Origin of the sequence: Paeniglutamicibacter sp. MACA_103, from assembly GCF_045798555.1 — a bacterium.
In the GTDB taxonomy this organism is placed as follows: domain Bacteria; phylum Actinomycetota; class Actinomycetes; order Actinomycetales; family Micrococcaceae; genus Paeniglutamicibacter.
This window is the reverse complement of the sequence record NZ_JBIXLN010000007.1, coordinates 33,442-53,706: the sequence shown is the minus strand read 5'-3', so window position 1 is coordinate 53,706 and position 20,265 is coordinate 33,442. Positions and strand designations below refer to the sequence as shown.

The window sequence follows — 20,265 nt, the reverse complement described above, 5'->3', positions numbered from 1 at the left end:
CGGATCTCGCAGCGGGCGGGCGGTATGGGGTTAGGCGTCGGTGGAAACGAGCGTGTAGCCGGCTTCCTGGACCGCCTGGGCCAGGAGAGTTTCCTGGATCTGGGTGCTGGCGGTGATGTTTGCGGTGGACGTGCCGCCTGCCGAGAGGATGACCTCGACGTCGGTGACGCCCTCGACGTCCCGCAGTTCCTCGGTGACGGAGGCGACGCAGTGGCCGCAGGTCATGCCGTCGATCTTCAGGGTGATGTGGTTCTGTGCCATGGTGTCCTCCGGTCGCGTGGTGATGGTGAGTCCTTCACTCGAGTTGCAGCCGCAGCTGCCGCCGCAGCAACCGCCGCTTGATGTTTCGCTCATGGTTTCTCCTGGGGGTGGGTTCTTGGGTGGGAAATCTTGGGGAGGGTGTCTCAGCGCAGCAGACGGCCAATGGCCGTGGTGACCTCGGAGACCTTATCGTCCACGTAGGACCGGTCCCCGGTTTGGACGCTCTGCTCTGCGGCATTCACGACGCAATGGGAAACGTGTTCTTCCAACAGGCCGAGACTGACCTTGTGCAGGGCTGCATTGATGGCCGAGATCTGCGCAAGGATGTCGATGCAGTACTTGTCCTCGTTCACCATGCGGCTGACGCCGCGGACCTGGCCTTCGATGCGGCTGAGCCGCTTCGTCAGGGCTTCCTTGTTGGCCGTGTATCCGTGCCCGACGTGCTCGTCGAGGGGGAGAGCGATGTTTTCCATGCCTCAAACAATACCCCCTATGGGTATTTTGTCAAGTACCCCTATGGGGTATCCGATTTGTGTGGGGTTGATAGTTTTGGTTCATGCAGATCAACGAGAACCAGCCCTTCGTCCCTGTCATTTTGGGCGGTGACATCGGTGCGTACTCGTTGGCGCGCGAGTTCCACGAGCAGTACGACGTGCGCTCGGTCGTCGTCCCCTCGGTCATGACCGGCATAACCGAACACTCGCGCATCCTGGTGCCGCGCCCGTTCGCGCAGCAGGACGACCCGGCGGCATTCGCCGCTTTCGTTTCCGGGCTGGGACGTGAACTCGTCGGCGCCAACGGCACCAAGCGGCCGCTGCTGCTCCTCGGCGCGGCGGACCAGCACATCCGCTTCATCGCCACCCACGCCGACGAGCTCTCCGAGTGGTTCACCATCCCGTATGTGGGCAACGCGGAGCTGGACCGGGCCACCGAAAAGGACGCCTTCTACGAGTTGTGCCGCGACCTCGGCGTGAGCTACCCGGCCACCGTGGTCCATGACTGCGCCGGCGGTTCCGCGGATCCCGCGGCACTGGAGGCCGAACTCGCCGCCGAGGGCGTGCCGTTCCCCGCCATCGTGAAGCCCTCGGACGGCGTGGCCTGGGGAGCCCTGGAATTTGCGGGCAAGAAAAAAGTGCACACCGTCGCCTCGCTGGCGGAACTGACCGACCTCATCGCCAATGCGACCAGCGCCGGGTACACCGGCACGCTTGTCGTCCAGGACCTGATCCCGGGCGATGACAGCGGCATGCACCTGGCCACGTTCTTCAGCGACCGCACCGGCAAGGTGCGCTTTGCCTCCTGCGGTCGGGTCATCGTCGAGGAGCACGCGCCCGGGGCCCTGGGAAACTCAGCTGCCATCGTCGCGCAGCCCAACGAGACGGCGGTTGTCGAGGGCACGCGCCTGCTCGAGGAGCTCGGCTGGACCGGCTTCTCCATGTTCGACATGAAGCTCGACCCGCGCGACGGCACCTACAAGTTCTTTGAACTGAACCCGCGCCTGGGCCGCAACCACTTCTACATCACCGCCGCCGGGAACAACGTCACGCGCTTCTATGTCGAGGAATACCTGCGCGGAGGGCTTGCGGGGGGCGAAGAACTGCAGGTCGCCGGCAACCGCCACCTCTACAACATCCTGCCGCTGCGGCTCTTGCGCCGCTATCTGCCAAGCGACATGAAGAGCGGGGTCGAGGAACTCATTTCGGCCAAGCGCTACAGCCACCCGCTGTACTACAGGAAGGAAACCAACCCCCGGCGTTGGTTCTACATCCTTCTCAGCACGGTCAACCACTACCGCAAGTTCAAGCGCCACCACCCGGCATCCTAGAGTTCCGCTCCCAACCCGGCGTAGAGTGATTGCACTTTAGTTCCGTGCGGTTCAAGGGAGAAAAACATGGGTGACTACAAGTTGTACACGGATGCCGAGCGTGCCACCTTCCTGGCGCCTTCCTGCGAACGATGCGGCCAGCACCGCCACATTGTGTGGGAGGACAAGGGCGAGAGCGCGGCCCATTGGTCACCGCGGGACGCGGGATGTTCCAATGAGGCCTGCACGGCCTGAACTCGAAGGCCCCGAAACCAGGAACCAGCAGGTAGGTGTGCCGCGGACCGAAACGTCGGTGGCACACCTACCTGCTTCTTTTATGCGCCCGGGGCGGCCGACATGTCCATCCAGCCGACTTCCCATTCGTGTCCGTCGGGGTCCAGGAATGCCACCGAGTACATGCCCGGGAACTCCTCGGCGGCCTCGCGGTAGATGGTGCCGCCATGCGCGAGTGCGCGGCTGGCGTACTCATCGACCTCTTCGCGGGTTTCACCGCTGATGGCATTGAGCACCTCGCGCGGGCCGGCGCCGTAGGTGGGCTTGTCCCCGTTGCGCAGGAACGAGGAGTAGAACTCCTCGGTGAGCACCATGACCCAGATGGTCTCGGTGATCATCCACGCGGTGGCCACCTCATTGGAGAAGTCCGTGTTCTTTTCAAATCCCAGCCCGGCATAAAACGCATCCGAGGCGGCGAGATCCTTGGTGGGAAGATTGACGAAAATCATGCGGGCCATGGGGCCGCTCCTTTTCTTGGGAAGAGACGTTTGGTGAAACGGGAAGACATCCCGCACCCATGATGCTCGGGCGTCGGGATCAGTGCAAGGGCAGGACGCGCGGTGGATCCGGTGACCGCCGATGTGGTGGCGGCAGCCGGCGGGGTTCATTTGACCGGGAATCTCCCCTAAGCTTGGGAGCAAATCGTGAAGGGGATCACGCCGTGGTGTCAGCTCAAGACTCCGCTCCTTGGCTCCTTGCCCCGCGGAAGGTGAAAAATGCCTCTCATTTCTCCCGCCTCCATGGCGTTGCAGCGCAGTGCGCTGGCGGCCCACGAGACGCTGGGAATCGGGGCGCTCGACCACGTGGCCTGGAAATTGCGCGACGTGGTCCGCGATTCATGGTTGCGGTCCCTGGAATACAAGGGCACGGCCGAATCCAACGCCCACACGGTGCTCGGCGACGACGCCCTGCTCGAGTTGCGGAGCGCCTCGCCGTTGCGGCTTGTCCTTCCGGTCTTTGACCGGCTCCTGCTCGAACCGGCACGGGAGACGGGGTTGATCCTGGCCATCGGGGATCACACGGGACGCCTGCTCTGGGTCAAGGGGGACAGCCAGGCCTTGCGGGATGCCGAATCCATGGCCTTTGTTCCCGGTGCAGATTGGTCCGAACGCACCGTGGGAACCTCGGCGCCGGGCACGGCGCTTGCCACCCGAGGCGGAGTGCAGGTTTCCGGTGCGGAACACTTCGACCCCATCGCCCAGCGCTGGAGCTGCACAGCCGTACCCATCCATGCGCCGGACACCGGGGAAATACTCGGCGTCGTGGACATCACCGGCGGCGAGGACGCCGTCGCCGCACATTCACTGGCACTCCTGAGGGCGGCGGTGGCGGCGGCCGAGTCCGAGCTGCGCTGGCACCAGGAAAGCGTCGAACCGTCGCGAAGGTCCTTCATCGTTCCAGCCGCCTCCCGGGTGAAGGCCGTGCCGGTCGAGAGCTCCATGCTCCGGCTGACCTCCGGCACTGGAGCGGAGCTGCATCGCGGCGACAGGAGCATTGAGCTAAGCACCAGGCACGCGGAACTGCTCGCGTTGCTGAGTTGGCATCCACGCGGGCTCACCGGCGAGGAATTGGTCGAGTTCCTGCATCTCAATCCCGATGCCGCCGATGTGGGAACGCTCCGGGCGGAAATGGTCAGGTTGCGCAAGGTCCTGGCGGAATTCGATCCGCTGTTGGTACCACTTTCGCGCCCGTATCGGCTCGGGAACCTTCCGCAAAGTGATGCCCGCGAGGTGCTGCTCGCCATCGAAGGCGGTGACCTCGACGCCGCGTTGTCCCATTATGGGGGTCCGGTCCTGCCGCGCTCGCAGGCCCCGGGCATCGAGGTGATCCGAGACGAGGTCTTCGCCGCGCTGAGGCAGGGGATGCTGCAGGACGGCAGCGACACGCAACTTCTTCGCTTCCTGGAGCTGCCCGAGGTGCAGGACGACGAGGAAGTCCTCGGCACGACCTTGCAGGTTCTGCCCGCCCGCTCGCCCCGCCGGGCCATGGTGGTTGCCGCACTCGAACGGCTCGAATCCGCCGGTTGACCGGTGACCGCGGTGTTCCGCGGGCGGGATCACGCGGGGGCAGTCAGCGCCTGGAGGGCGTCGGCCATGAGCCCGGCTGTGTCGATTCCTTCCTGATCGGGGTGCAGCTCCCAATCGGCGAGCTGCATCGAGGCTGCCACGACTCCGGCGACCCTCGCCTTCCGGCGGGCGACGTACTCCTGGAGCAAGGCCTCGATGTCGCCCTCGCGCGTGACATATTCGGCCAACAGGGTCGCATCCTCGCAGCATTGCGCGGCACCTTGGGCGATCAGCGGCGGGCAGGCATGGACGGCGTCCCCGATGAGGATGACCCGGCCCCGGTGCCACGGCTCGTCGTCCACGTGCAGCCACTCGATGGGCTGGAAGTTCATCACGTCGGCCTCGGTGATGTTTTCGCGGATGCTGTCGAAGGGCCCGTGGTAGCCGGCCAGCAGCCGCTTGATCTCGTCGGCGGCCCCCAGCCCGTTGTCCGGGCGCTGCGGGTCGGTGAGTACGTAGGCGTAGCAGAGGTCGGCGGAGATGGGGGTGTACCCGGCCTTGTATTGCGGTCCGTGGTGAAACACCGCGGCGCAGTCCATGTCGGGGGTCCGGCGGGCGACGACGCGCCAGATGCCCAGCCCTGTCGGCTTCTTGTTGTGGGTGATGCCGAGCATGGGTCGGGTCCTGGAATTGATTCCGTCGGCCGCGACCACCAGGTCGTAGTCTTCGGTGGTTCCCTCGCGGAAGGTGACCCGCACGCCATCGTCGAGGTTCTTGAAGGCCGTCATTTCGGTGCCGAGCCTTACCTCGATGCCCAGCTCGTGGATCATGTCCACCAGCACGGTTTGCAGGTCGCTGCGCAGGGCCCCCATGGTCGGGGGCAGATCCTCCCCGCCGGTGCGAGGGGTTTGGATCGTGGCGATCAGGTGCCCGTCGGCATGGCGCAGCTGCAGGCCGGTGAACGCATGCGCCTTCGGAAGCATTCTCTCCAACGCGCCGATCTCGCGGAATGAGCGCAGGGCGTTCCCCTGCACGGTGATCCCGTGGCCCACACCGTGCCAGACGGGGGAGGCCTCGACGAGCGTGACGTCGAGGCCCTTTTGTTTCATCGCGATGGCGGCCACCGTGCCGGTTATTCCGCCGCCTACCACCAGAACTTTCCTTACGGCCATCGTGAGCCGCCTCCATTTCCCGCGGACAGGACTGCCGCGTGCAACCCACGCTACGGAGTCCGGGAAACGGTGTGAAGGGGGGACGGTTGTGCCGGCGCCCTGGACGGTTTGTGCGGCGTGATGGCCGGGCAATGCCGCGTGTGGCGGTGGCCCGCTGGCTCAACGCCCGGAGCGGCTGTGCAAAGCGACCCTCGCGCAACTCCACGGTGTCGCGGCCGGCACATCCTTGCCACCTTGGAATGCAACGTTGCCGCAACGTTGGTGTGAGTAGGCTCACATTCAGAGCAGCACCACACCACCGATTGCAAGGAGTCGTCATGACGGTCTACGCCAACCCCAACACCGAAGGTTCACTGGTCCAGTTCAAGTCCCGCTACGAGCACTACATCGGCGGCCAGTGGGTCGCCCCGATCAAGGGCGAGTACTTCGAGAACATCACCCCGGTCACCGGCAAGGGCTTCTGCGAGGTCGGCCGCGGCACCGCGGAGGACATCGAGGCGGCCCTGGATGCGGCGGAAGCGGCAGCCGGCCCGTGGGGCAAGACCAGCCCGGCGGCACGCGCGGTGGTCCTGAACAAGATCGCCGACCGCATCGAGGAAAACCTCGAGATGCTTGCGGTCGCCGAGACCTGGGACAACGGCAAGGCGGTGCGCGAGACCATCAACGCCGACCTGCCGCTGGCCATCGACCACTTCCGCTACTTCGCCGGCGCCATCCGCGCCCAGGAGGGCGGCCTGTCCCAACTCGACGACAACACGACCGCCTACCACTTCCACGAGCCGCTCGGCGTGGTCGGGCAGATCATCCCCTGGAACTTCCCGATCCTCATGGCCGTCTGGAAGCTCGCCCCGGCGCTTGCCGCGGGCAACGCGATCGTGCTGAAGCCCGCCGAACAGACCCCGGTCTCGATCCTGGTGCTCATGGAGCTGATCGGCGACCTGCTCCCGGCCGGCGTGCTGAACGTCGTCAACGGCTTCGGAGTCGAGGCCGGCAAGCCGCTGGCCTCCAACAAGCGCATCCGCAAGATCGCGTTCACCGGCGAAACCACCACCGGCCGGCTGATCATGCAGTACGCCTCGGAGAACCTGATCCCGGTCACCCTGGAGTTGGGCGGCAAGTCCCCGAACATCTTCTTCGAGGACGTCGCGGCCAAGGACGACGCGTTCTACGACAAGGCCAAGGAAGGCTTCACGATGTTCGCGCTGAACCAGGGCGAGGTCTGCACCTGCCCCTCGCGCGCCCTGGTCCAGGAATCCATCTACGACTCCTTCATGGCCGACGTCGTGGAGCGCACGAAGGCCATCAAGCAGGGCAACCCGCTGGACACCGAGACCATGATGGGCGCCCAGGCGTCCAACGACCAGCTGGAAAAGATCCTCTCCTACCTGGACATCGGCAAGGCCGAGGGCGCCAAGGTGCTCACCGGCGGCGGCCGGGCGGAGCTCGAGGGCGACCTGGCCGGCGGCTACTACGTGCAGCCGACCATCTTCGAGGGCCACAACAAGATGCGCATCTTCCAGGAGGAGATCTTCGGCCCCGTCGTCTCGGTCGCCAAGTTCTCCGGCTACGACCAGGCGATCGAGATCGCCAACGACACCCTCTACGGGCTGGGCTCGGGGGTGTGGAGCCGCAACGGCAACACCGCCTACCGCGCCGGGCGCGACATCCAGGCCGGCCGCGTCTGGGTCAACCAGTACCATGCCTACCCGGCGCACTCGGCCTTCGGCGGCTACAAGTCCTCCGGCATCGGACGTGAGAACCACAAGATGATGCTTGACCACTACCAGCAGACCAAAAACCTTTTGGTCTCCTACTCGGAGGACAAGCTCGGCTTCTTCTAAACCGCCATTTGGTCGGCGGCCGGAAGGCCGCCGACCCCAACGCGCACCACCCCCGCACGTGAGCACCACCCTCCCTTCGACCCTTCTTCGGTGGCGCGGGATCAGGGGCCAGTCGCCATCCGGCGCACGCCCCCTGTGCCCGCGCCATCGACCAATGACAAGGAAAACCTGATGAGCACCATGCGCGCAGCAATTGTCGAGAAATTCGGCGACGAACTCACCGTTGGAACCACCGAGATCCCCGAGCCAGGCCCCGGCCAGGCGCTGGTCAAGGTCATCGCCTCCGGCGTTTGCCACACCGACCTCCACGCCGCCGAGGGCGACTGGCCCATCAAGCCCAACCTCCCGCTGGTTCCCGGCCACGAGGGCGTCGGCACGGTCGAGAAGATCGGCGAAGGGGTCACCGAGGTCAAGGTCGGCGACCTGGTCGGCAACGCCTGGCTGGCCAGCGCCTGCGGCAGCTGCGAGTACTGCGGCACCGGCTGGGAAACCCTCTGCGAGTCGCAGCAGAACGGCGGATACTCTGTCAACGGTTCCTTCGGCGAATACATGCTGGTGGATGCGAAGTTCGCCGCCCACATCCCCGAGGGCGCGGACCCGTACGAGATCGCCCCGGTGCTCTGCGCCGGCGTGACCGTCTACAAGGGCCTGAAGCAGACCGAGGTCAAGCCCGGCCAGTGGGTCGTCATCTCCGGCATCGGCGGGCTTGGACACATTGCGGTGCAGTATGCGGTCGCCATGGGCATGCGCGTCGCCGCGGTCGACGTCGCCGAGGAAAAGCTGGCCCTGGCCCGCAGCCACGGCGCCGAGGTCACCGTCAACGCGTTCGCGCAAGACCCGGCCGAGGCCATCCAGGCGGCCACCGGCGGTGCCCACGGGGTGCTGGTCACCGCGGTGCACCCGGCCGCGTTCGGCCAGGCCATCGGCATGACCCGCCGCGGCGGAACGATCGTGTTCAACGGCCTGCCGCCGGGGGACTTCCCGGCACCCATCTTCGACATCGTGCTCAAGGGACTGACCATCCGCGGCTCGATCGTCGGCACCCGGCAGGACATGGACGAGGCGTTGGACTTCTACGCCCGCGGAAAGATCAAGCCGACCTTCCACACCCGCCCGCTCGAAGACGTCAACGCGGTCTTCGACGAGATGAAGCACGCCAAGATCGATGGCCGCGTGGTCATCGACTACGTCAACAAGTAACGAGCACCCAATGATCACCTTGCCCCGTGGAACCAGGGCAAGGCCGGTGCACGAACCGTTCCACACCTCCCGCCCGGCACCGATCCCGCAAGACGGTGCCGGGCGGTGGTGTCTGTCATTGGAAACACCGGAAGGACAAGGGAGCAGAACCATGGATAACGTCATCGAGTCGGCGCCGAGGATTGCCGGCGAGGAATTTTCGCGGGTGGCGCTGGGGGAGGAAGCCGCGGACCTGTTGCGCAAGCTCTGGGACCGGCACGGGCCGCTGATGTTCCACCAGTCCGGTGGCTGCTGCGACGGGTCCTCGCCCATGTGCTTCCCGGCAGGGGACTTCAAGACCGGCGATTCGGACATCCTGCTGGGCACCTTCACGCTGCCGGACGACGCGGGCGGTGCGCTGGGCGCCCTGGACTTCTGGATGAGCCGCGAGCAGTTCGAGTACTGGAAGCACACCAAGCTGACCATCGACGTGGTCCCCGGGCGCGGTTCGGGCTTCTCCGTGGAAGCGCCCGAGGGCAAGAGGTTCCTGATCCGCAGCGAGATCATTCAGTTCCCTTCCGTCTAGCGGATGCGGCGGGAGTCCGGCCCGTGGCACCCGCCGGCGCATCGATTTCGGCCGGCCGGGCAGCCCGATCCGCGATTTGGGGCGTGATGGCCGACACAAGTGCGCGACGTAATATAACAAAACGGTAACGGTATTTAGGGCCTGTTTTGGGCCCCGCGCGGCACCCGTGCATCCTTAGTCGCCCGTGGGATCCCCTCGCATGGGGGCAGGCTCCCGCCGCGGGCGGATTCGTGTCAAATGCGCTGCACCCCGGGTTGAATTCTCCCGACACATGGCTACGTTGGAATGGATGGTTGTAGAACTCGAAAACACATTGTCCGAGGCAACATTCCGCCAACCAGCAGTATCCGACGGCCAGGCCCTGTGGCAGATGGCCCACGACAGCCAGGTGCTGGACGTGAACACTTCGTATGCGTACCTGCTCTGGTGCCGCGACTTCGCCAAGACGTCGCTTGTCGCCGAGATCGGCGGTGCCCCGGCCGGTTTCGTCACCGGCTACCTGCGTCCGGACGAGCCGGGAACCCTCATGGTGTGGCAGGTCGCCGTGGGTGCCGGCTTCCAGCAGCGCGGCCTGGCCGCGGCCATGCTCGACGAGCTTGCCGCACGCTGCGGCGCGGAGCGCCTCGAAACCACGGTCACGCAGGACAACGCGCCCTCCAACCGGCTGTTCACCCGCTTCGCCGAACGGCACGGGGCCGACCTGACCCGCACCGCCCTGTTCACCCCCGAGCTGTACCCGGACGGCCACGACACCGAGTACCTGTACCGGATCGCCCCTATCGGCCGCGACGCCATTTCGCTTTTGCCCTCTCTGGCGGTCGCCGGCAGCCGCTAGCGGCGCCGCCACGCTGGCCGGCCACCGGCCGCATCCCTTGCGCACGGCGGGCAACCCGCCCGCACCACCACCCGCATCTCCGCCCCGCGACCGGTCCCTGAGGGACCTGGCCGCAGCTTTGTCGTACCTATTGAAGGGAAAGACCATGAGCAACATTTTTGAAACCCTGGAATCCGAAGTCCGCAGCTACTCCCGCAGCTGGCCGGTCGTGTTCACGCACGCCACCGGTGCCACGCAAACCGCGGAGGACGGGACCGAGTACTTGGACTTCTTCTCCGGCGCCGGCGCCCTGAACTACGGGCACAACAACCCGAAGCTGACCAAGCCGCTGCTGGACTACCTGGCCAGCAGGGCCGTCGTGCACTCGCTGGACATGATGACCCCGGCCAAGCGCGAATTCCTGGAAACGTTCCAGGAACTGATCCTCAAGCCACGCCACCTCGACTACAAGGTCATGTTCCCCGGCCCGACCGGGACGAACACCGTGGAGGCGGCGCTGAAGCTGGCCCGCAAGGTCACCGGGCGCCAGCACATCCTCTCCTTCACCAACGCCTTCCACGGCATGACCCTGGGTGCGCTGTCGGTGACCGGCAACTCGCTCAAGCGCAAGGGTGCCGGCATCCCGCTGACCAACAGCTCCAAGATCCCGTACGACGACTACTTCGACGGCACCACCGCCGACTTCATGTGGCTCGAGCGGATCCTGGAGGATTCGGGCTCCGGCGTGGACAAGCCGGCCGCCGTGATCGTGGAGACCGTGCAGGGCGAGGGCGGGCTGCGGGCCGCCCGCTCCGAGTGGCTGCGCAGCCTCGCCGCGCTGCTCAAGCGCCACGACATCCTGCTGATCGTCGACGACGTGCAGGCCGGCTGCGGCCGCACCGGAACCTTCCTCAGCTTCGAGGAAGCCGGGATCGAACCCGACATCGTGTGCGTGTCCAAGTCGATCTCCGGCTACGGGCTGCCGATGGCGTTGACGCTGTTCCACCCGGAGCTGGACGTCTGGGAGCCCGGCGAGCACAACGGGACCTTCCGCGGCCACAACCCGGCCTTCGTCACCGCCACCGCGGCGTTGCGCACCTACTGGGCCGATGACGCGTTCGCGCAGCAGCTTGCGGGCACCATCGCGGCCCTGCACCGCGGACTCGAGGAGATCGCCGGCACCGTCGAGGGTGCTGGCGTCCGTGGCCGCGGACTGCTCGCCGGCATCATCTTCCCGGACCTGGCCACGGCCTCCAAGGTCGCCGCCGAGGCCTTTGCGAACGGCCTGCTGGTCGAGACCTCGGGCCCCGAGGACGAAGTCATCAAGATCATGCCGCCGCTGACCATTACCGATGAGGAACTCGGCCGCGGACTGGCAATCCTCGCCGAGGCCGTGCGCACCGCCGTCGGGGCCCCGGCCCTGGCCTCCGCATAGCCTGCACCACCCACCACACCCAACCGATCCCAGGAGGACACATGCTGGTTACCAACCTGAACGACCTGAACGACACCGACCGCGACGTGAAGTCGGAGACCTGGCGCAGCCGCCGCATGGTGCTCGCCAAGGAAGGCGTCGGCTTCTCCTTCCACGACACCGTGATCTACGCCGGAACCACCTCGACGTTCCACTATGCCAACCACATCGAGGCCGTGTACTGCGTCCAGGGCGAGGGCACGCTGACCAACGAGGTCACCGGCGAGGTGCACGAGCTGCGCGACGGCACCATGTACCTGCTCGACGGCAACGAGAAGCACACCGTGCGCGCCACCACCGAGCTGCGCATGGCCTGCGTCTTCAACCCGCCGGTGACCGGCCGCGAGGTCCACGACGAGAACGGCGTGTACCCGCTGGTCCTTGAGGAGACCGCTTCGGTCTCCTAGCCCCCCAACGGGGACACCCCCTGGATTTGCCCGCCTCTTTCCCAGGTGCGGGCACCCCGATGTGCCGGCCCCGACGGGTCCGGCACATCGGTGTCTGCGCGGTACGGCGCAGGCAAGTAAAAAAACCGAGGAGGAACGAACATGAGCCAGACACTGCATCGGGTGAAAGATGCGTACCCCACACGAACGGGCAGCGACTACGCGGTGCTCGACCGCCCGGACCCGGTGGTCCGGGGAACCGCGGCCGACGGTCCGATCGACGCCGACACCCTGCAGGGCTTCGAGGCCAGGGGCTACCTGGCCATCGAGAAGCTGGTCGACGCCGAGGAACTGGCGGTGCTGCAGGCCGAGCTGCGCCGGATGTCCCGGGACCCCGGCGTGCGGGCCGACGAGCGGACCATCATCGAGGAGAAGTCGCGCCAGGTCCGCTCGATCTTCGACGTGCACCGCAGCAGCGAGGTCTTCAAGACAATCGCCAACGACCCGCGCGTGGTGGGCCGTGCCCGGCAGATCCTCGGCTCGGAGGTGTACATCCACCAGTCCCGGGTCAACTTCAAGCCCGGCTTCGAGGGCAAGGAATTCTCCCGGCACTCGGACTTCGAGACCTGGCACGCCGAGGACGGCATGCCGACCCCGCGGGCGGTGAGCATCTCGATCTCCCTGTCCGACAACTATTCGTTCAACGGGCCGCTGATGATCATGCCCGGATCGCACCAGAAGTACGTCTCCTGCGGTGGCGAGACCCCGGAGGACAACTACAAGAAGTCGCTCATCATGCAGGGCGCCGGCACCCCGGACAAGGGGACGTTGACCCGATTCGCCGACGAATACGGGATCGACGTGCTCGAGGGCAAGGCCGGCGGAGCCGTGATGTTCGATTCCAATTGCATGCACGCCTCGAACGGCAACGTGAGCCCGTACCCGCGCTCGAACATCTTCATCGTGTTCAACAGCGTGGAAAACACCCTGGTGGAGCCGTTCGGTGCCGCGGAGCCGCGTCCCGACTACATCGGGGCGCGGGACTTCACCCCGGCCGGCTAACCCCGGCGTCCGGTTTCGGGCCGTTCCCAGGACTCGATGTCCCCGGGGACGGCCTCGAAGGCCGGGTGCAGTCGGGGCGGATCGACCGCAGCCAGATGCGCCTCCCGCTCCGGATCGCGCACGGCCAGCTTGGCCAGCAGGTGCCCGCGCTCGTATGCAATCTGGCCGGTGGTCACGGTGAACATGTGCACCGGGCCGGCCGCCGGCGGGTGCAGGATGAGGGCGCGGTTGAAGTTGTACCCGCGCGCGTCTGCCTCCAAGGCCACGCCCTCCAGGTAGTTTCCCACCGCCGCCAACGGATCCGCGGTGGCGCGGAAGCGTTCAAGCTGCGGGTGGTTGCGGTAGCCGGCGGTCCTGCCGTCCAGCACCTTTTGGGCCAGCAGGGTCTCGCGCCAGCAGGCGAGCAGGCCCTTGGTGTCCAGGAATGTCGGGTGCAGGCTCCACATGCGCATCCAACCAGCGTAGCGGTGCCGGCGACCACGAACTTCATGTTCTGCGCGCTTTTGCCCCGCTCTGGTGCAATGGGATCCATGAGCGAAAACCACGCCGCCGTCACCAAGGCCCCCATCGACATCGAATTGCAATTGCGCTGGTCCGACGAGGACGCGCTGGGGCACGTGAACAACGCCCGCATCGTCACGCTGATGGAAGAGGCGCGGCTGCGCTGGACGCAGCCGCGCGGCAAGGCGGGACGTTTCCCCTTCGGCACCGTCGTGGCCTCGCTGCAGCTGGACTACCTGCGTCCGCTGTACTACCAGCCGACGATGACCATCCAGCTGTCGGTGGTGCGCATCGGCACCAAGTCGTTCTCGCTGCGCCACGTGGGGTTCCAGGACGGGGCCCCGGTCTTCGACGGCACCACGGTGATGGTGCCGCTGGCCGAGGACGGGCTGTCCTCGCGCCCGCTCAGCGACCTCGAGCGCAGCTGGCTCGAAGGAGCGGTGGCGGCCGCCACGACATGACCGCTTAGCCCAGGTGCCCGGCCATGCGCTGGCGCATGGCGGCGCTGGCCTCGTTCAGGCCGACGATTTCCACGCGCGTGCCGGCGGCCTCGTACTTGGCCGTGATGGCGTCGAGCGCCGCGAGGGTGGAGACGTCCCAGAGGTGCGAGGCGTGCATGTCGATGAGAACGTGTCCCGGGTCCAGCGCGTACTGGAACTGGGTGTAGAGGTCGTTGGACGAGGCAAAGAAGAGCTCGCCGTTGACCGTGTAGGTGGCGGTTTCGCCCGTCGGGTCCACCGTGCGCTTCACCGTGACGAAGTGCGCCACGCGCCTGGCGAAGAGCATCATCGCGGTGAGCACGCCGGCGCCCACGCCCACGGCGAGGTTGTGGGAGGACACCGTGGCCACCACGGTGATGAGCATGACCGAGGTTTCGCTCTTGGGCATGCGGCGCAAGGTGGAGGGGCGGATGGAATGCCAGTCGAAGGTCGCCCACGACACGAAGATCATGACCGCCACCAGCGCGACCATGGGGATCAGCGCCACGACGTCGCCGAAGACCACCACCAGCACCAGCAGGAAGACGCCGGCCAGGAACGTGGAAATCCGGGTCCGCGCGCCGGAGGCCTTCACGTTGATCATGGTCTGCCCGATCATCGCGCAACCGCCCATGCCGCCGAAGAACCCGGTCACCAGGTTGGCCACGCCCTGGCCCCAGGCCTCGCGGGTCTTGCTGGAGCGGGTGTCGGTCACGTCGTCGACCAGCTTGGCGGTCATCAGGGATTCGAGCAACCCCACGAAGGCCACGGCCAGCGCGTAGGGGGCGATGACCTTGAAGGTCTCGAAGTCCAGCGGGACCTGCGGGAAGAACAGCTCCGGGAGGCTGGAGGGAAGCTCGCCCTTGTCTCCGACGGTCGGGACCGTGACGGCGGCGAGCACGGTGATGAGCGTGAGCACCACGATCGCGACCAGCGGGGCCGGGACCCTGGTGGTGATCCGCGGCAGGCCGAAGACGATCAACAAGGCGAGAAGCAGCAGCGGGTAGACCAGCCACGGCACATTCATGAGCTCGGGCAGCTGGGCGATGAACACCAGGATCGCCAGCGCGTTCACGAACCCGACCATGACCTGGCGGGGGATGAAGCGCATCAGCTTGGCCACGCCCAACACCGCCAGGAGGACCTGGAAGACCCCGGCCAGCAGGATGGCCGCGACCAGGTAGTGCACGCCGTGGCTTGCCACCAGCGGTGCGATGACCAAGGCCACCGCGCCGGTGGCGGCCGAGATCATCGCGGGGCGCCCGCCCACCACCGCGATGGTCACCGCCATGGTGAACGCGGAGAACAGCCCCACCCGGGGGTCGACCCCGGCGATGATGGAGAACGCGATCGCCTCGGGGATCAGCGCGAGGGCCACCACCAGTCCGCCGAGGATCTCCACGCCGAGCAGCCGGGGGGAGCGCAGGGTGCGAAGCACCGACTGGCGTTCGACCGGCGTCGGCGCGGCGATTGCGGTGGCGGGCAGGGAAGGCATGAAAAGGTTTCCGTTCGGAAGAATGGGCGTGCGGGTGCGCCGGCCTCGGTGGACCCTCCGGCACAACCAAGGGGCAGGATGTCGCACCAGCGGCGCAAAACAGGGGATTCAGCCCAATTCTAGGGGAGTCGGGGGCGCCGCGGGTGGCCGATGTGTCCGAGAGGACATTCCGTGCGCCGGGGGAAACGACCCGGCGCCGGAGGGTGCGTGAACTGCCGAAGTGGATTGCTGCCCGCTTCCCGGCCCCTTGGGGGGCGGCGTCCAGGTGTTGCCGCAGAGGGTCAAAACGGGGAGATGGCGTTTAGGATGAGGTAACAAGTGGCCCGTCGCCATGTGGCACTGGCGGCATTTTGGGGGGACAACCGCAGCTGCCACCTCGGCGCACCGGTGAACGTGCGACGAGCGCATAGGGGGAAGGGGTGGCATGGGGGCCGCATCCGGTCGACAGGCCATTCATCCAGCCATGGCGAGGTTCCTGGCCTGGGACGACGGAACCTGCAGGTTGCTGTTCATCCGCGCCGCGGCCGGCACCGGCCGCTCAAGTTTTGCGCACTCGTGGATCGGGGACAAGGCCGGGGAAGTGCTCGACTGGTCCGGCGGGGGCGTCGACGAGGCAACCGAAGTGGACCTGCTGGTTCAACGGCTCCGTGCGGATGCCACGTTGCACCTGGCCGTCATCCTGGCGCCGGCCGCCTCCCTCTGGGACCTCGCCTCCCGAACCCCGTGCCTGGTGGCAAAACACCGCGACCTGCTGCTGGATGCCGGCGAGACGGCGCAGCTTGTCGGCCCGGGAGCAGCGGCCGAGCGGGACGAGGCCCGTCGCATCCACGAGTTGTCCGGAGGGTGGCTCGCAGCGACGCGGGCCCTTGCAACGGATCCGCAGGCCCACACCCGCGCCCAGCAGATCATCCGCAGCGGCCTGGCTCTCTGGCTGGCCAGCCGCGATCCGGACGGGGCGTTGTCGGAGGCGGCGTTCCTGCCCGCGTACGACAGGCGCACCGTCGAGGCCTTCTACGGCGAATTTTCCCCGGTGGTCCACACCTTGGAGGAACTCGTCGAGGCGGGCCTGGTGCAAGCCGACGGGCGGGGCGGTTGGATGATGCCGGCAATGGTGCGCAAGGTGTTGGCGGAACGGGTCTCACTGCGTGGCCGCGAGTCCACCGCCGTGCTGGAACAGGCCGCCGTCAACGCGATGGCCGCAACCCGCGGGGTCGGCGCAGCGGTGGAGTCGGCCGTCGCGCGCCGCAGCTGGCAGGCGCTGTTGAACATGCTGCTGGAGAACTGGGTGGACATCCTCATGCGCAACCCCAAGCAGTTGGGCGTGGTCGCGGCCAAGATCCCGCGCTTCATTGCGAACCAGACCGAGTACATGCGGATCGGCTTGCGGATGCTGGGCCAGGCGGACCGTGACGGAATTGCCCTGCAGATGCCGGGGTTCGAACCCGACTACGCCACCAACCAAACGGCCCAGCGCCTGCATCGTGACACGGTGCGGCTATACGCCAGACCAAACACCCACGCCCTGACGGTGGGCATTCTGGAAATGCTCCACCTGCGGCAGTCCGGGTTCTACCCGGAAGCGGCGGCCGCCGCGAAGCGCCTCCGCGAGGCGCTGCACCGGGCGCTTGACGCCCAAAGGCTCAACCCGGCACTGGTGTCGATGGTTGAACTCCAGGCCGGGATCACCCTGCAGTTGGCCGGCCGCGACGCCGAGGCCCGCCAGGCCTATGAGCGGGGCTTCCACTGGGCGCAGGTCTCCGACAAGGCCTTTCTGCTGGCCGACGTGGCAGGAAAGATGGCGCTGCTCGATGTGCTGGAAGGGGACAGCGGCTCTGCCATGCGCTGGCTGGCCAAGCACGACGCCTCCATCGGCGAAGTCGGGTGGGGCAGGGTGATGGTGGAGCGCACGGCCGCGATGGCCCGGGCGCTCCTGGCCCTGGCCCGGCTCGACTACGCCGGCTTCGATGTGGAGATGGGCACCCTGCCGTCCGTCGTGGACAACGACGAATTCTGGTCCGTGCATGCCCAGCTGCTGGCGCTGCAGAAACTCAATGCCGGGATCTTCGATGCGGCGCGGGGGTTGATCTCCTCCCTGCGCCAAGAGCGTCGCTACGCGGCGGCCGCGCCCCTGGCGCAGAGGTTGTTGGACGACACGCTGCTGCTGGCCGAGATCCTGGAGCGCGGCGGCGTGCGCCCTGGAACCGGGATCGAAAACAGGGACCCCCTGCTGGTTGCGCTCGGCCACCTGCTGGGCGGAAATCCCGATGCGGCACTGGCGGCCCTTCAGGAAGTCCCGCTCACCGGGGGCATGCGACGGCGGGGAAACCTGGCGCTGTATTTGGATATCGCCGCCCGGAACCCCCATGGCCCGACTCCGGAGACATTGCAGCGCGTGAAACAGGAGCATCGGGACTCGGGGGTCCTCTACGAACTCGCGATTCTGGGCATTGTCCCCGGATGGTCCGAGGTGGGCAGGCACCTGGAGCTTGATCCCGAAGAGCTCCAGAGGCTGGGGTACGCGCTGGATCTCGCGCCCGCACCGTTGCCGCGGAGACCGGTCCTGACAGTGCGGGAACAAGAGGTCTTGCGGCAATTGCGTGCGGGAATGACCCGTCGCCAGATTGCCGAGGCGGACTACCGGTCCGAAAACACGGTCAAGTCCCAGATGCGCAGCCTCTATCGGAAGCTGGAGGCCTCAGACGTGGAGCAGGCGCTGGCGAACGCGCGGGCCTGGGGCCTCTGAGCCCGGGGAGGCGTCCCTAGAGTTGCTTGCCCATTTCCAGTTCGGTGCCGATCAGCCGTGCCGCGCGGACGACCTTCTCCCCGAAGTCCAGGCCGGGGGAGGCCTCGACCCGGATCAGTGGCACGGCCAGGCAGAGCGTGGCGATCATCTGGTCGCGCAGCATGACCGGCGCGCTGACCGAGCCCAGGCCCGGGGTTCGCCGGCCCACCGATTCGACCCATCCGTGTTGCTCCACGGAATCGAGGGCCTCCGGATCGCGGGAGAGCAGCCGCCCGCTCGACCCGTTGGGCAGTTCCAGCGCGGAGCCCGCCGGGAGCGTGGCCTTGAGTTCGTGTTGGCTGTCCACCGTCACCAGGCAGATGCGCCGTTCTCCCCGGCGAATCCACAATTGGGCGGTCTCCCCGGTGGCATTGCGCAGCTCGGTGAGGACCGGGGCGGCAATCGATTCCAGCGCGGTGCGGACGAAGCGGTGGCCCAGCTTGAAGTCGCCGTCATCGATGCGGCGCAGGAACCCGTACTCCACCATCGACAGCGCCAGACGGTGGACCGTTGACACCGACAGTCCGGTGCGCCGCGCCAGCTCGCTGGCCGAGGCGGACGAACCATCCACCGCGTCTAGGACCAGGGCGACGCGTTCAAGCATGCGATTGCTGGTTGCCGTCGTCTCGGTCATGACTGACTCCTCCTGATGTGGGCGGGCATGTGGCTGCCGCCCGTGGGTTGTGACGCAATTTTTCCTGAACCGGGAAAACAGCCCGTGATGTCGCGTTTCGCGCCCAGGGCCGGGGTCCGGGGCGCTGGATGTGCAGCTTTTGCCGCAACACCTCTTGCTGTGTCCTGAATCACTTGCTACTGTCTTCCTGCCTGCAGGGAATCATATCCCATTGTGTGGGAAGTTTCGATGTAGCCGCCGAAGAAAAGGGCCAAGACCATGACTGAAAATCTCCATCTCCCGGGCAGCACCTTGCCGCTGGACGGGATCCGCGTGCTGGAACTGGGAAGCTTCATTGCCGCCCCGTTCGCCGCGCGGCTCTTCGGTGACTTCGGGGCCGAAGTCATCAAGATCGAGAAGCCCGAGGGCGGCGACGAGCTGCGCGACTGGCGCAAGACCCGTGGCACCACCTCGATGCTTTTCCGCACCATGGGCCGAAACAAGAAGTCCGTCGCCCTGGACCTGCGCAGCGAGCTGGGCCGCGAGGCCATCCTGAGGATCGTGGCCAAGACCGACGTCGTGATCGAGAACTTCCGCCCGGGCACCCTGGAAAAGTGGGGACTGGGCCCGGAGGAGCTGCACGCCGCGAACCCCAACCTGGTCATGGTCCGCATCTCCGGCTACGGCCAGACCGGACCCTACAAGAACCGCGCCGGCTTCGGCAGCTCGGCCGAGTCCTTTGCCGGCCTGCGCTACATCACCGGCGAACCGGACCGCCCGGCCGGCCGCGCCGCAGCAAGCGTCGGGGACACCGTCTCCGGTCTCTACGGCGTCATCGGCGCGCTGATGCTGATGTTCCAGAAGGCCAAGGGCGTGCAAAGCGAGGGCCCGCAGATCGTCGACGTGGCGCTCTACGAGGGCGTCTTCTCCCTGCTCGAGTCCCTGGTCCCGGACTACGACGCCTACGGCATGGTCCGCAAGCGCACCGGCGGCGCGCTGCCGGGCGTCGTGCCCACCGGCTCCTACCCGTGCGGGGACGACCTGGAGGTCGTGATCGGCGGCAACTCCAACTCCGTGTTCATCCGCCTCATGAAGGCCATCGGACGCGACGACCTCGCCTCCGACGAAACCCTGTTGACCACCGAGGGCCGCGGGGCGCGCGAAGCGGAACTCAACGGAGCCATCGCCGCCTGGACCAGCTCGATGCCGCTGGCCGACGTGCTCAACGCGCTGGACACCGCCGGGGTGCCGGCCGGCCCGGTCTACGACGCTCCCTCGATCGCCAAGGACGAGCACTACCTGGCCCGCGACATGATCCAGACCCACGAGGTCGTCATCGAGGACGAACCCGAACTCATCCGCTTCCCCGGCGTGGTCCCCAAGATCCCCGGGCACGAAGGCCGCGTGAACTGGGTCGGCCCGGAACTCGGCGAACACACCCACGAGGTCCTGCGCGACCTGGCGGGCCTGAGCACCCAGGAAATCGACTCGCTCGGCGTCAAGGAGAAGAACTGAC

The 20,265-nt window shown here is 66.8% G+C and carries 19 protein-coding genes; 12 read left to right on the top strand and 7 right to left on the bottom strand.

All coding sequences use genetic code 11. The annotated features are described in order from the left end of the window. Positions 1-30: 30 nt before the first annotated feature. Both ACIPVK_RS05110 and ACIPVK_RS05105 read right to left on the bottom strand, forming a co-directional pair. Positions 31-354 (bottom strand): heavy-metal-associated domain-containing protein, encoded by a 324-nt coding sequence (locus tag ACIPVK_RS05110; RefSeq protein WP_407610880.1) that lies wholly within the window; start codon positions 352-354, stop codon positions 31-33. 50 nt (positions 355-404) lie between these two features. Then, the gene (locus ACIPVK_RS05105; protein WP_407610879.1) at positions 405-734 is read right to left on the bottom strand and encodes a metal-sensitive transcriptional regulator; all 330 of its coding nucleotides are present in this window, start codon (positions 732-734) and stop codon (positions 405-407) included. 83 nt (positions 735-817) lie between these two features. Here ACIPVK_RS05105 and ACIPVK_RS05100 point away from each other — a divergent pair, with 83 nt between their 5' ends. After that, on the top strand, positions 818-2,086 hold the full coding sequence (locus tag ACIPVK_RS05100) for a carbamoyl-phosphate synthase (RefSeq protein ID WP_407610878.1): 1,269 nt from the start codon (positions 818-820) through the stop codon (positions 2,084-2,086). Positions 2,087-2,400: 314 nt separating this feature from the next. Here the strand turns inward: ACIPVK_RS05100 and ACIPVK_RS05095 are convergent, their stop codons facing one another. Then, positions 2,401-2,817: a VOC family protein gene (locus ACIPVK_RS05095; protein ID WP_407610877.1), complete on the bottom strand. Its 417-nt coding sequence runs from the start codon at positions 2,815-2,817 to the stop codon at positions 2,401-2,403. A gap of 258 nt (positions 2,818-3,075) precedes the next feature. On the opposite strand from ACIPVK_RS05095, the gene ACIPVK_RS05090 reads away from it, so the two are divergent. Next, positions 3,076-4,386 carry a GAF domain-containing protein gene (locus ACIPVK_RS05090; protein WP_407610876.1) on the top strand — a complete coding sequence of 437 codons (1,311 nt, stop codon included), beginning with the start codon at positions 3,076-3,078 and terminating at the stop codon, positions 4,384-4,386. Between the two features lie 29 nt (positions 4,387-4,415). Here the strand turns inward: ACIPVK_RS05090 and ACIPVK_RS05085 are convergent, their stop codons facing one another. Then, the gene (locus tag ACIPVK_RS05085; RefSeq protein ID WP_407610875.1) at positions 4,416-5,537 is read right to left on the bottom strand and encodes an FAD-dependent monooxygenase; all 1,122 of its coding nucleotides are present in this window, start codon (positions 5,535-5,537) and stop codon (positions 4,416-4,418) included. A gap of 317 nt (positions 5,538-5,854) precedes the next feature. Between ACIPVK_RS05085 and ACIPVK_RS05080 the strand changes: the two genes are divergently transcribed. The 7 genes from ACIPVK_RS05080 (at position 5,855) to thpD (ending at position 12,879) form a co-directional block, all read left to right on the top strand. Further along, positions 5,855-7,378 carry an aldehyde dehydrogenase family protein gene (locus ACIPVK_RS05080; protein ID WP_407610874.1) on the top strand — a complete coding sequence of 508 codons (1,524 nt, stop codon included), beginning with the start codon at positions 5,855-5,857 and terminating at the stop codon, positions 7,376-7,378. Positions 7,379-7,549: 171 nt separating this feature from the next. After that, positions 7,550-8,578 carry an alcohol dehydrogenase AdhP gene (adhP, locus tag ACIPVK_RS05075; RefSeq protein WP_407610873.1) on the top strand — a complete coding sequence of 343 codons (1,029 nt, stop codon included), beginning with the start codon at positions 7,550-7,552 and terminating at the stop codon, positions 8,576-8,578. A 151-nt stretch (positions 8,579-8,729) separates the two neighbouring features. Beyond that, on the top strand, positions 8,730-9,143 hold the full coding sequence (locus tag ACIPVK_RS05070; protein ID WP_407610872.1) for a DUF779 domain-containing protein: 414 nt from the start codon (positions 8,730-8,732) through the stop codon (positions 9,141-9,143). 289 nt (positions 9,144-9,432) lie between these two features. Further along, on the top strand, positions 9,433-9,978 hold the full coding sequence (ectA, locus tag ACIPVK_RS05065) for a diaminobutyrate acetyltransferase (RefSeq protein WP_407610871.1): 546 nt from the start codon (positions 9,433-9,435) through the stop codon (positions 9,976-9,978). A 145-nt stretch (positions 9,979-10,123) separates the two neighbouring features. Next, the gene (gene ectB / locus ACIPVK_RS05060) at positions 10,124-11,392 is read left to right on the top strand and encodes a diaminobutyrate--2-oxoglutarate transaminase (protein ID WP_407610870.1); all 1,269 of its coding nucleotides are present in this window, start codon (positions 10,124-10,126) and stop codon (positions 11,390-11,392) included. A 41-nt stretch (positions 11,393-11,433) separates the two neighbouring features. Then, complete coding sequence (locus tag ACIPVK_RS05055; RefSeq protein WP_407610869.1) at positions 11,434-11,838, top strand: ectoine synthase; 405 nt, start codon at positions 11,434-11,436, stop codon at positions 11,836-11,838. A gap of 141 nt (positions 11,839-11,979) precedes the next feature. Continuing rightward, positions 11,980-12,879, top strand: a complete 900-nt coding sequence (gene thpD, locus ACIPVK_RS05050; protein ID WP_407610868.1) for an ectoine hydroxylase — start codon at positions 11,980-11,982, stop codon at positions 12,877-12,879. On the opposite strand, the gene ACIPVK_RS05045 is transcribed toward thpD, so the two are convergent. After that, positions 12,876-13,325 (bottom strand): pyrimidine dimer DNA glycosylase/endonuclease V, encoded by a 450-nt coding sequence (locus ACIPVK_RS05045; RefSeq protein ID WP_407610867.1) that lies wholly within the window; start codon positions 13,323-13,325, stop codon positions 12,876-12,878. The genes thpD and ACIPVK_RS05045 overlap by 4 nt on opposite strands. A gap of 84 nt (positions 13,326-13,409) precedes the next feature. Between ACIPVK_RS05045 and ACIPVK_RS05040 the strand changes: the two genes are divergently transcribed. Beyond that, positions 13,410-13,841: an acyl-CoA thioesterase gene (locus ACIPVK_RS05040; RefSeq protein WP_407610866.1), complete on the top strand. Its 432-nt coding sequence runs from the start codon at positions 13,410-13,412 to the stop codon at positions 13,839-13,841. Between the two features lie 4 nt (positions 13,842-13,845). On the opposite strand, the gene ACIPVK_RS05035 is transcribed toward ACIPVK_RS05040, so the two are convergent. After that, a complete protein-coding gene (locus ACIPVK_RS05035; protein WP_407610865.1) occupies positions 13,846-15,354 on the bottom strand; it encodes a SulP family inorganic anion transporter in 1,509 nt (502 codons plus the stop codon). Positions 15,355-15,817: 463 nt separating this feature from the next. Here ACIPVK_RS05035 and ACIPVK_RS05030 point away from each other — a divergent pair, with 463 nt between their 5' ends. Continuing rightward, on the top strand, positions 15,818-18,097 hold the full coding sequence (locus tag ACIPVK_RS05030; RefSeq protein WP_407610864.1) for a LuxR C-terminal-related transcriptional regulator: 2,280 nt from the start codon (positions 15,818-15,820) through the stop codon (positions 18,095-18,097). A 16-nt stretch (positions 18,098-18,113) separates the two neighbouring features. Here ACIPVK_RS05030 and ACIPVK_RS05025 read toward each other — a convergent pair whose 3' ends face one another. Beyond that, positions 18,114-18,770 (bottom strand): IclR family transcriptional regulator, encoded by a 657-nt coding sequence (locus ACIPVK_RS05025; RefSeq protein WP_407610863.1) that lies wholly within the window; start codon positions 18,768-18,770, stop codon positions 18,114-18,116. Positions 18,771-19,028: 258 nt separating this feature from the next. On the opposite strand from ACIPVK_RS05025, the gene ACIPVK_RS05020 reads away from it, so the two are divergent. Then, a complete protein-coding gene (locus ACIPVK_RS05020; RefSeq protein ID WP_407610862.1) occupies positions 19,029-20,264 on the top strand; it encodes a CaiB/BaiF CoA transferase family protein in 1,236 nt (411 codons plus the stop codon). Position 20,265: the final 1 nt, after the last annotated feature.

What these genes read in the sequence shown, in the direction of transcription:
- ACIPVK_RS05085 (WP_407610875.1), bottom strand. Translation starts at nt 5,537, where the DNA reads ATGGCCGTAAGGAAAGTTCTGGTGGTAGGCGGCGGAATAACCGGCACG.
- thpD (WP_407610868.1), top strand. Translation starts at nt 11,980, where the DNA reads ATGAGCCAGACACTGCATCGGGTGAAAGATGCGTACCCCACACGAACG.
- ACIPVK_RS05040 (WP_407610866.1), top strand. Translation starts at nt 13,410, where the DNA reads ATGAGCGAAAACCACGCCGCCGTCACCAAGGCCCCCATCGACATCGAA.
- adhP (WP_407610873.1), top strand. Translation starts at nt 7,550, where the DNA reads ATGAGCACCATGCGCGCAGCAATTGTCGAGAAATTCGGCGACGAACTC.
- ACIPVK_RS05090 (WP_407610876.1), top strand. Translation starts at nt 3,076, where the DNA reads ATGCCTCTCATTTCTCCCGCCTCCATGGCGTTGCAGCGCAGTGCGCTG.
- ACIPVK_RS05055 (WP_407610869.1), top strand. Translation starts at nt 11,434, where the DNA reads ATGCTGGTTACCAACCTGAACGACCTGAACGACACCGACCGCGACGTG.
- ACIPVK_RS05030 (WP_407610864.1), top strand. Translation starts at nt 15,818, where the DNA reads ATGGCGAGGTTCCTGGCCTGGGACGACGGAACCTGCAGGTTGCTGTTC.
- ACIPVK_RS05020 (WP_407610862.1), top strand. Translation starts at nt 19,029, where the DNA reads ATGACTGAAAATCTCCATCTCCCGGGCAGCACCTTGCCGCTGGACGGG.
- ACIPVK_RS05035 (WP_407610865.1), bottom strand. Translation starts at nt 15,354, where the DNA reads ATGCCTTCCCTGCCCGCCACCGCAATCGCCGCGCCGACGCCGGTCGAA.
- ACIPVK_RS05100 (WP_407610878.1), top strand. Translation starts at nt 818, where the DNA reads ATGCAGATCAACGAGAACCAGCCCTTCGTCCCTGTCATTTTGGGCGGT.
- ectB (WP_407610870.1), top strand. Translation starts at nt 10,124, where the DNA reads ATGAGCAACATTTTTGAAACCCTGGAATCCGAAGTCCGCAGCTACTCC.
- ACIPVK_RS05095 (WP_407610877.1), bottom strand. Translation starts at nt 2,817, where the DNA reads ATGGCCCGCATGATTTTCGTCAATCTTCCCACCAAGGATCTCGCCGCC.
- ACIPVK_RS05080 (WP_407610874.1), top strand. Translation starts at nt 5,855, where the DNA reads ATGACGGTCTACGCCAACCCCAACACCGAAGGTTCACTGGTCCAGTTC.
- ACIPVK_RS05025 (WP_407610863.1), bottom strand. Translation starts at nt 18,770, where the DNA reads ATGACCGAGACGACGGCAACCAGCAATCGCATGCTTGAACGCGTCGCC.
- ACIPVK_RS05110 (WP_407610880.1), bottom strand. Translation starts at nt 354, where the DNA reads ATGAGCGAAACATCAAGCGGCGGTTGCTGCGGCGGCAGCTGCGGCTGC.
- ACIPVK_RS05105 (WP_407610879.1), bottom strand. Translation starts at nt 734, where the DNA reads ATGGAAAACATCGCTCTCCCCCTCGACGAGCACGTCGGGCACGGATAC.
- ACIPVK_RS05070 (WP_407610872.1), top strand. Translation starts at nt 8,730, where the DNA reads ATGGATAACGTCATCGAGTCGGCGCCGAGGATTGCCGGCGAGGAATTT.
- ACIPVK_RS05045 (WP_407610867.1), bottom strand. Translation starts at nt 13,325, where the DNA reads ATGTGGAGCCTGCACCCGACATTCCTGGACACCAAGGGCCTGCTCGCC.
- ectA (WP_407610871.1), top strand. Translation starts at nt 9,433, where the DNA reads ATGGTTGTAGAACTCGAAAACACATTGTCCGAGGCAACATTCCGCCAA.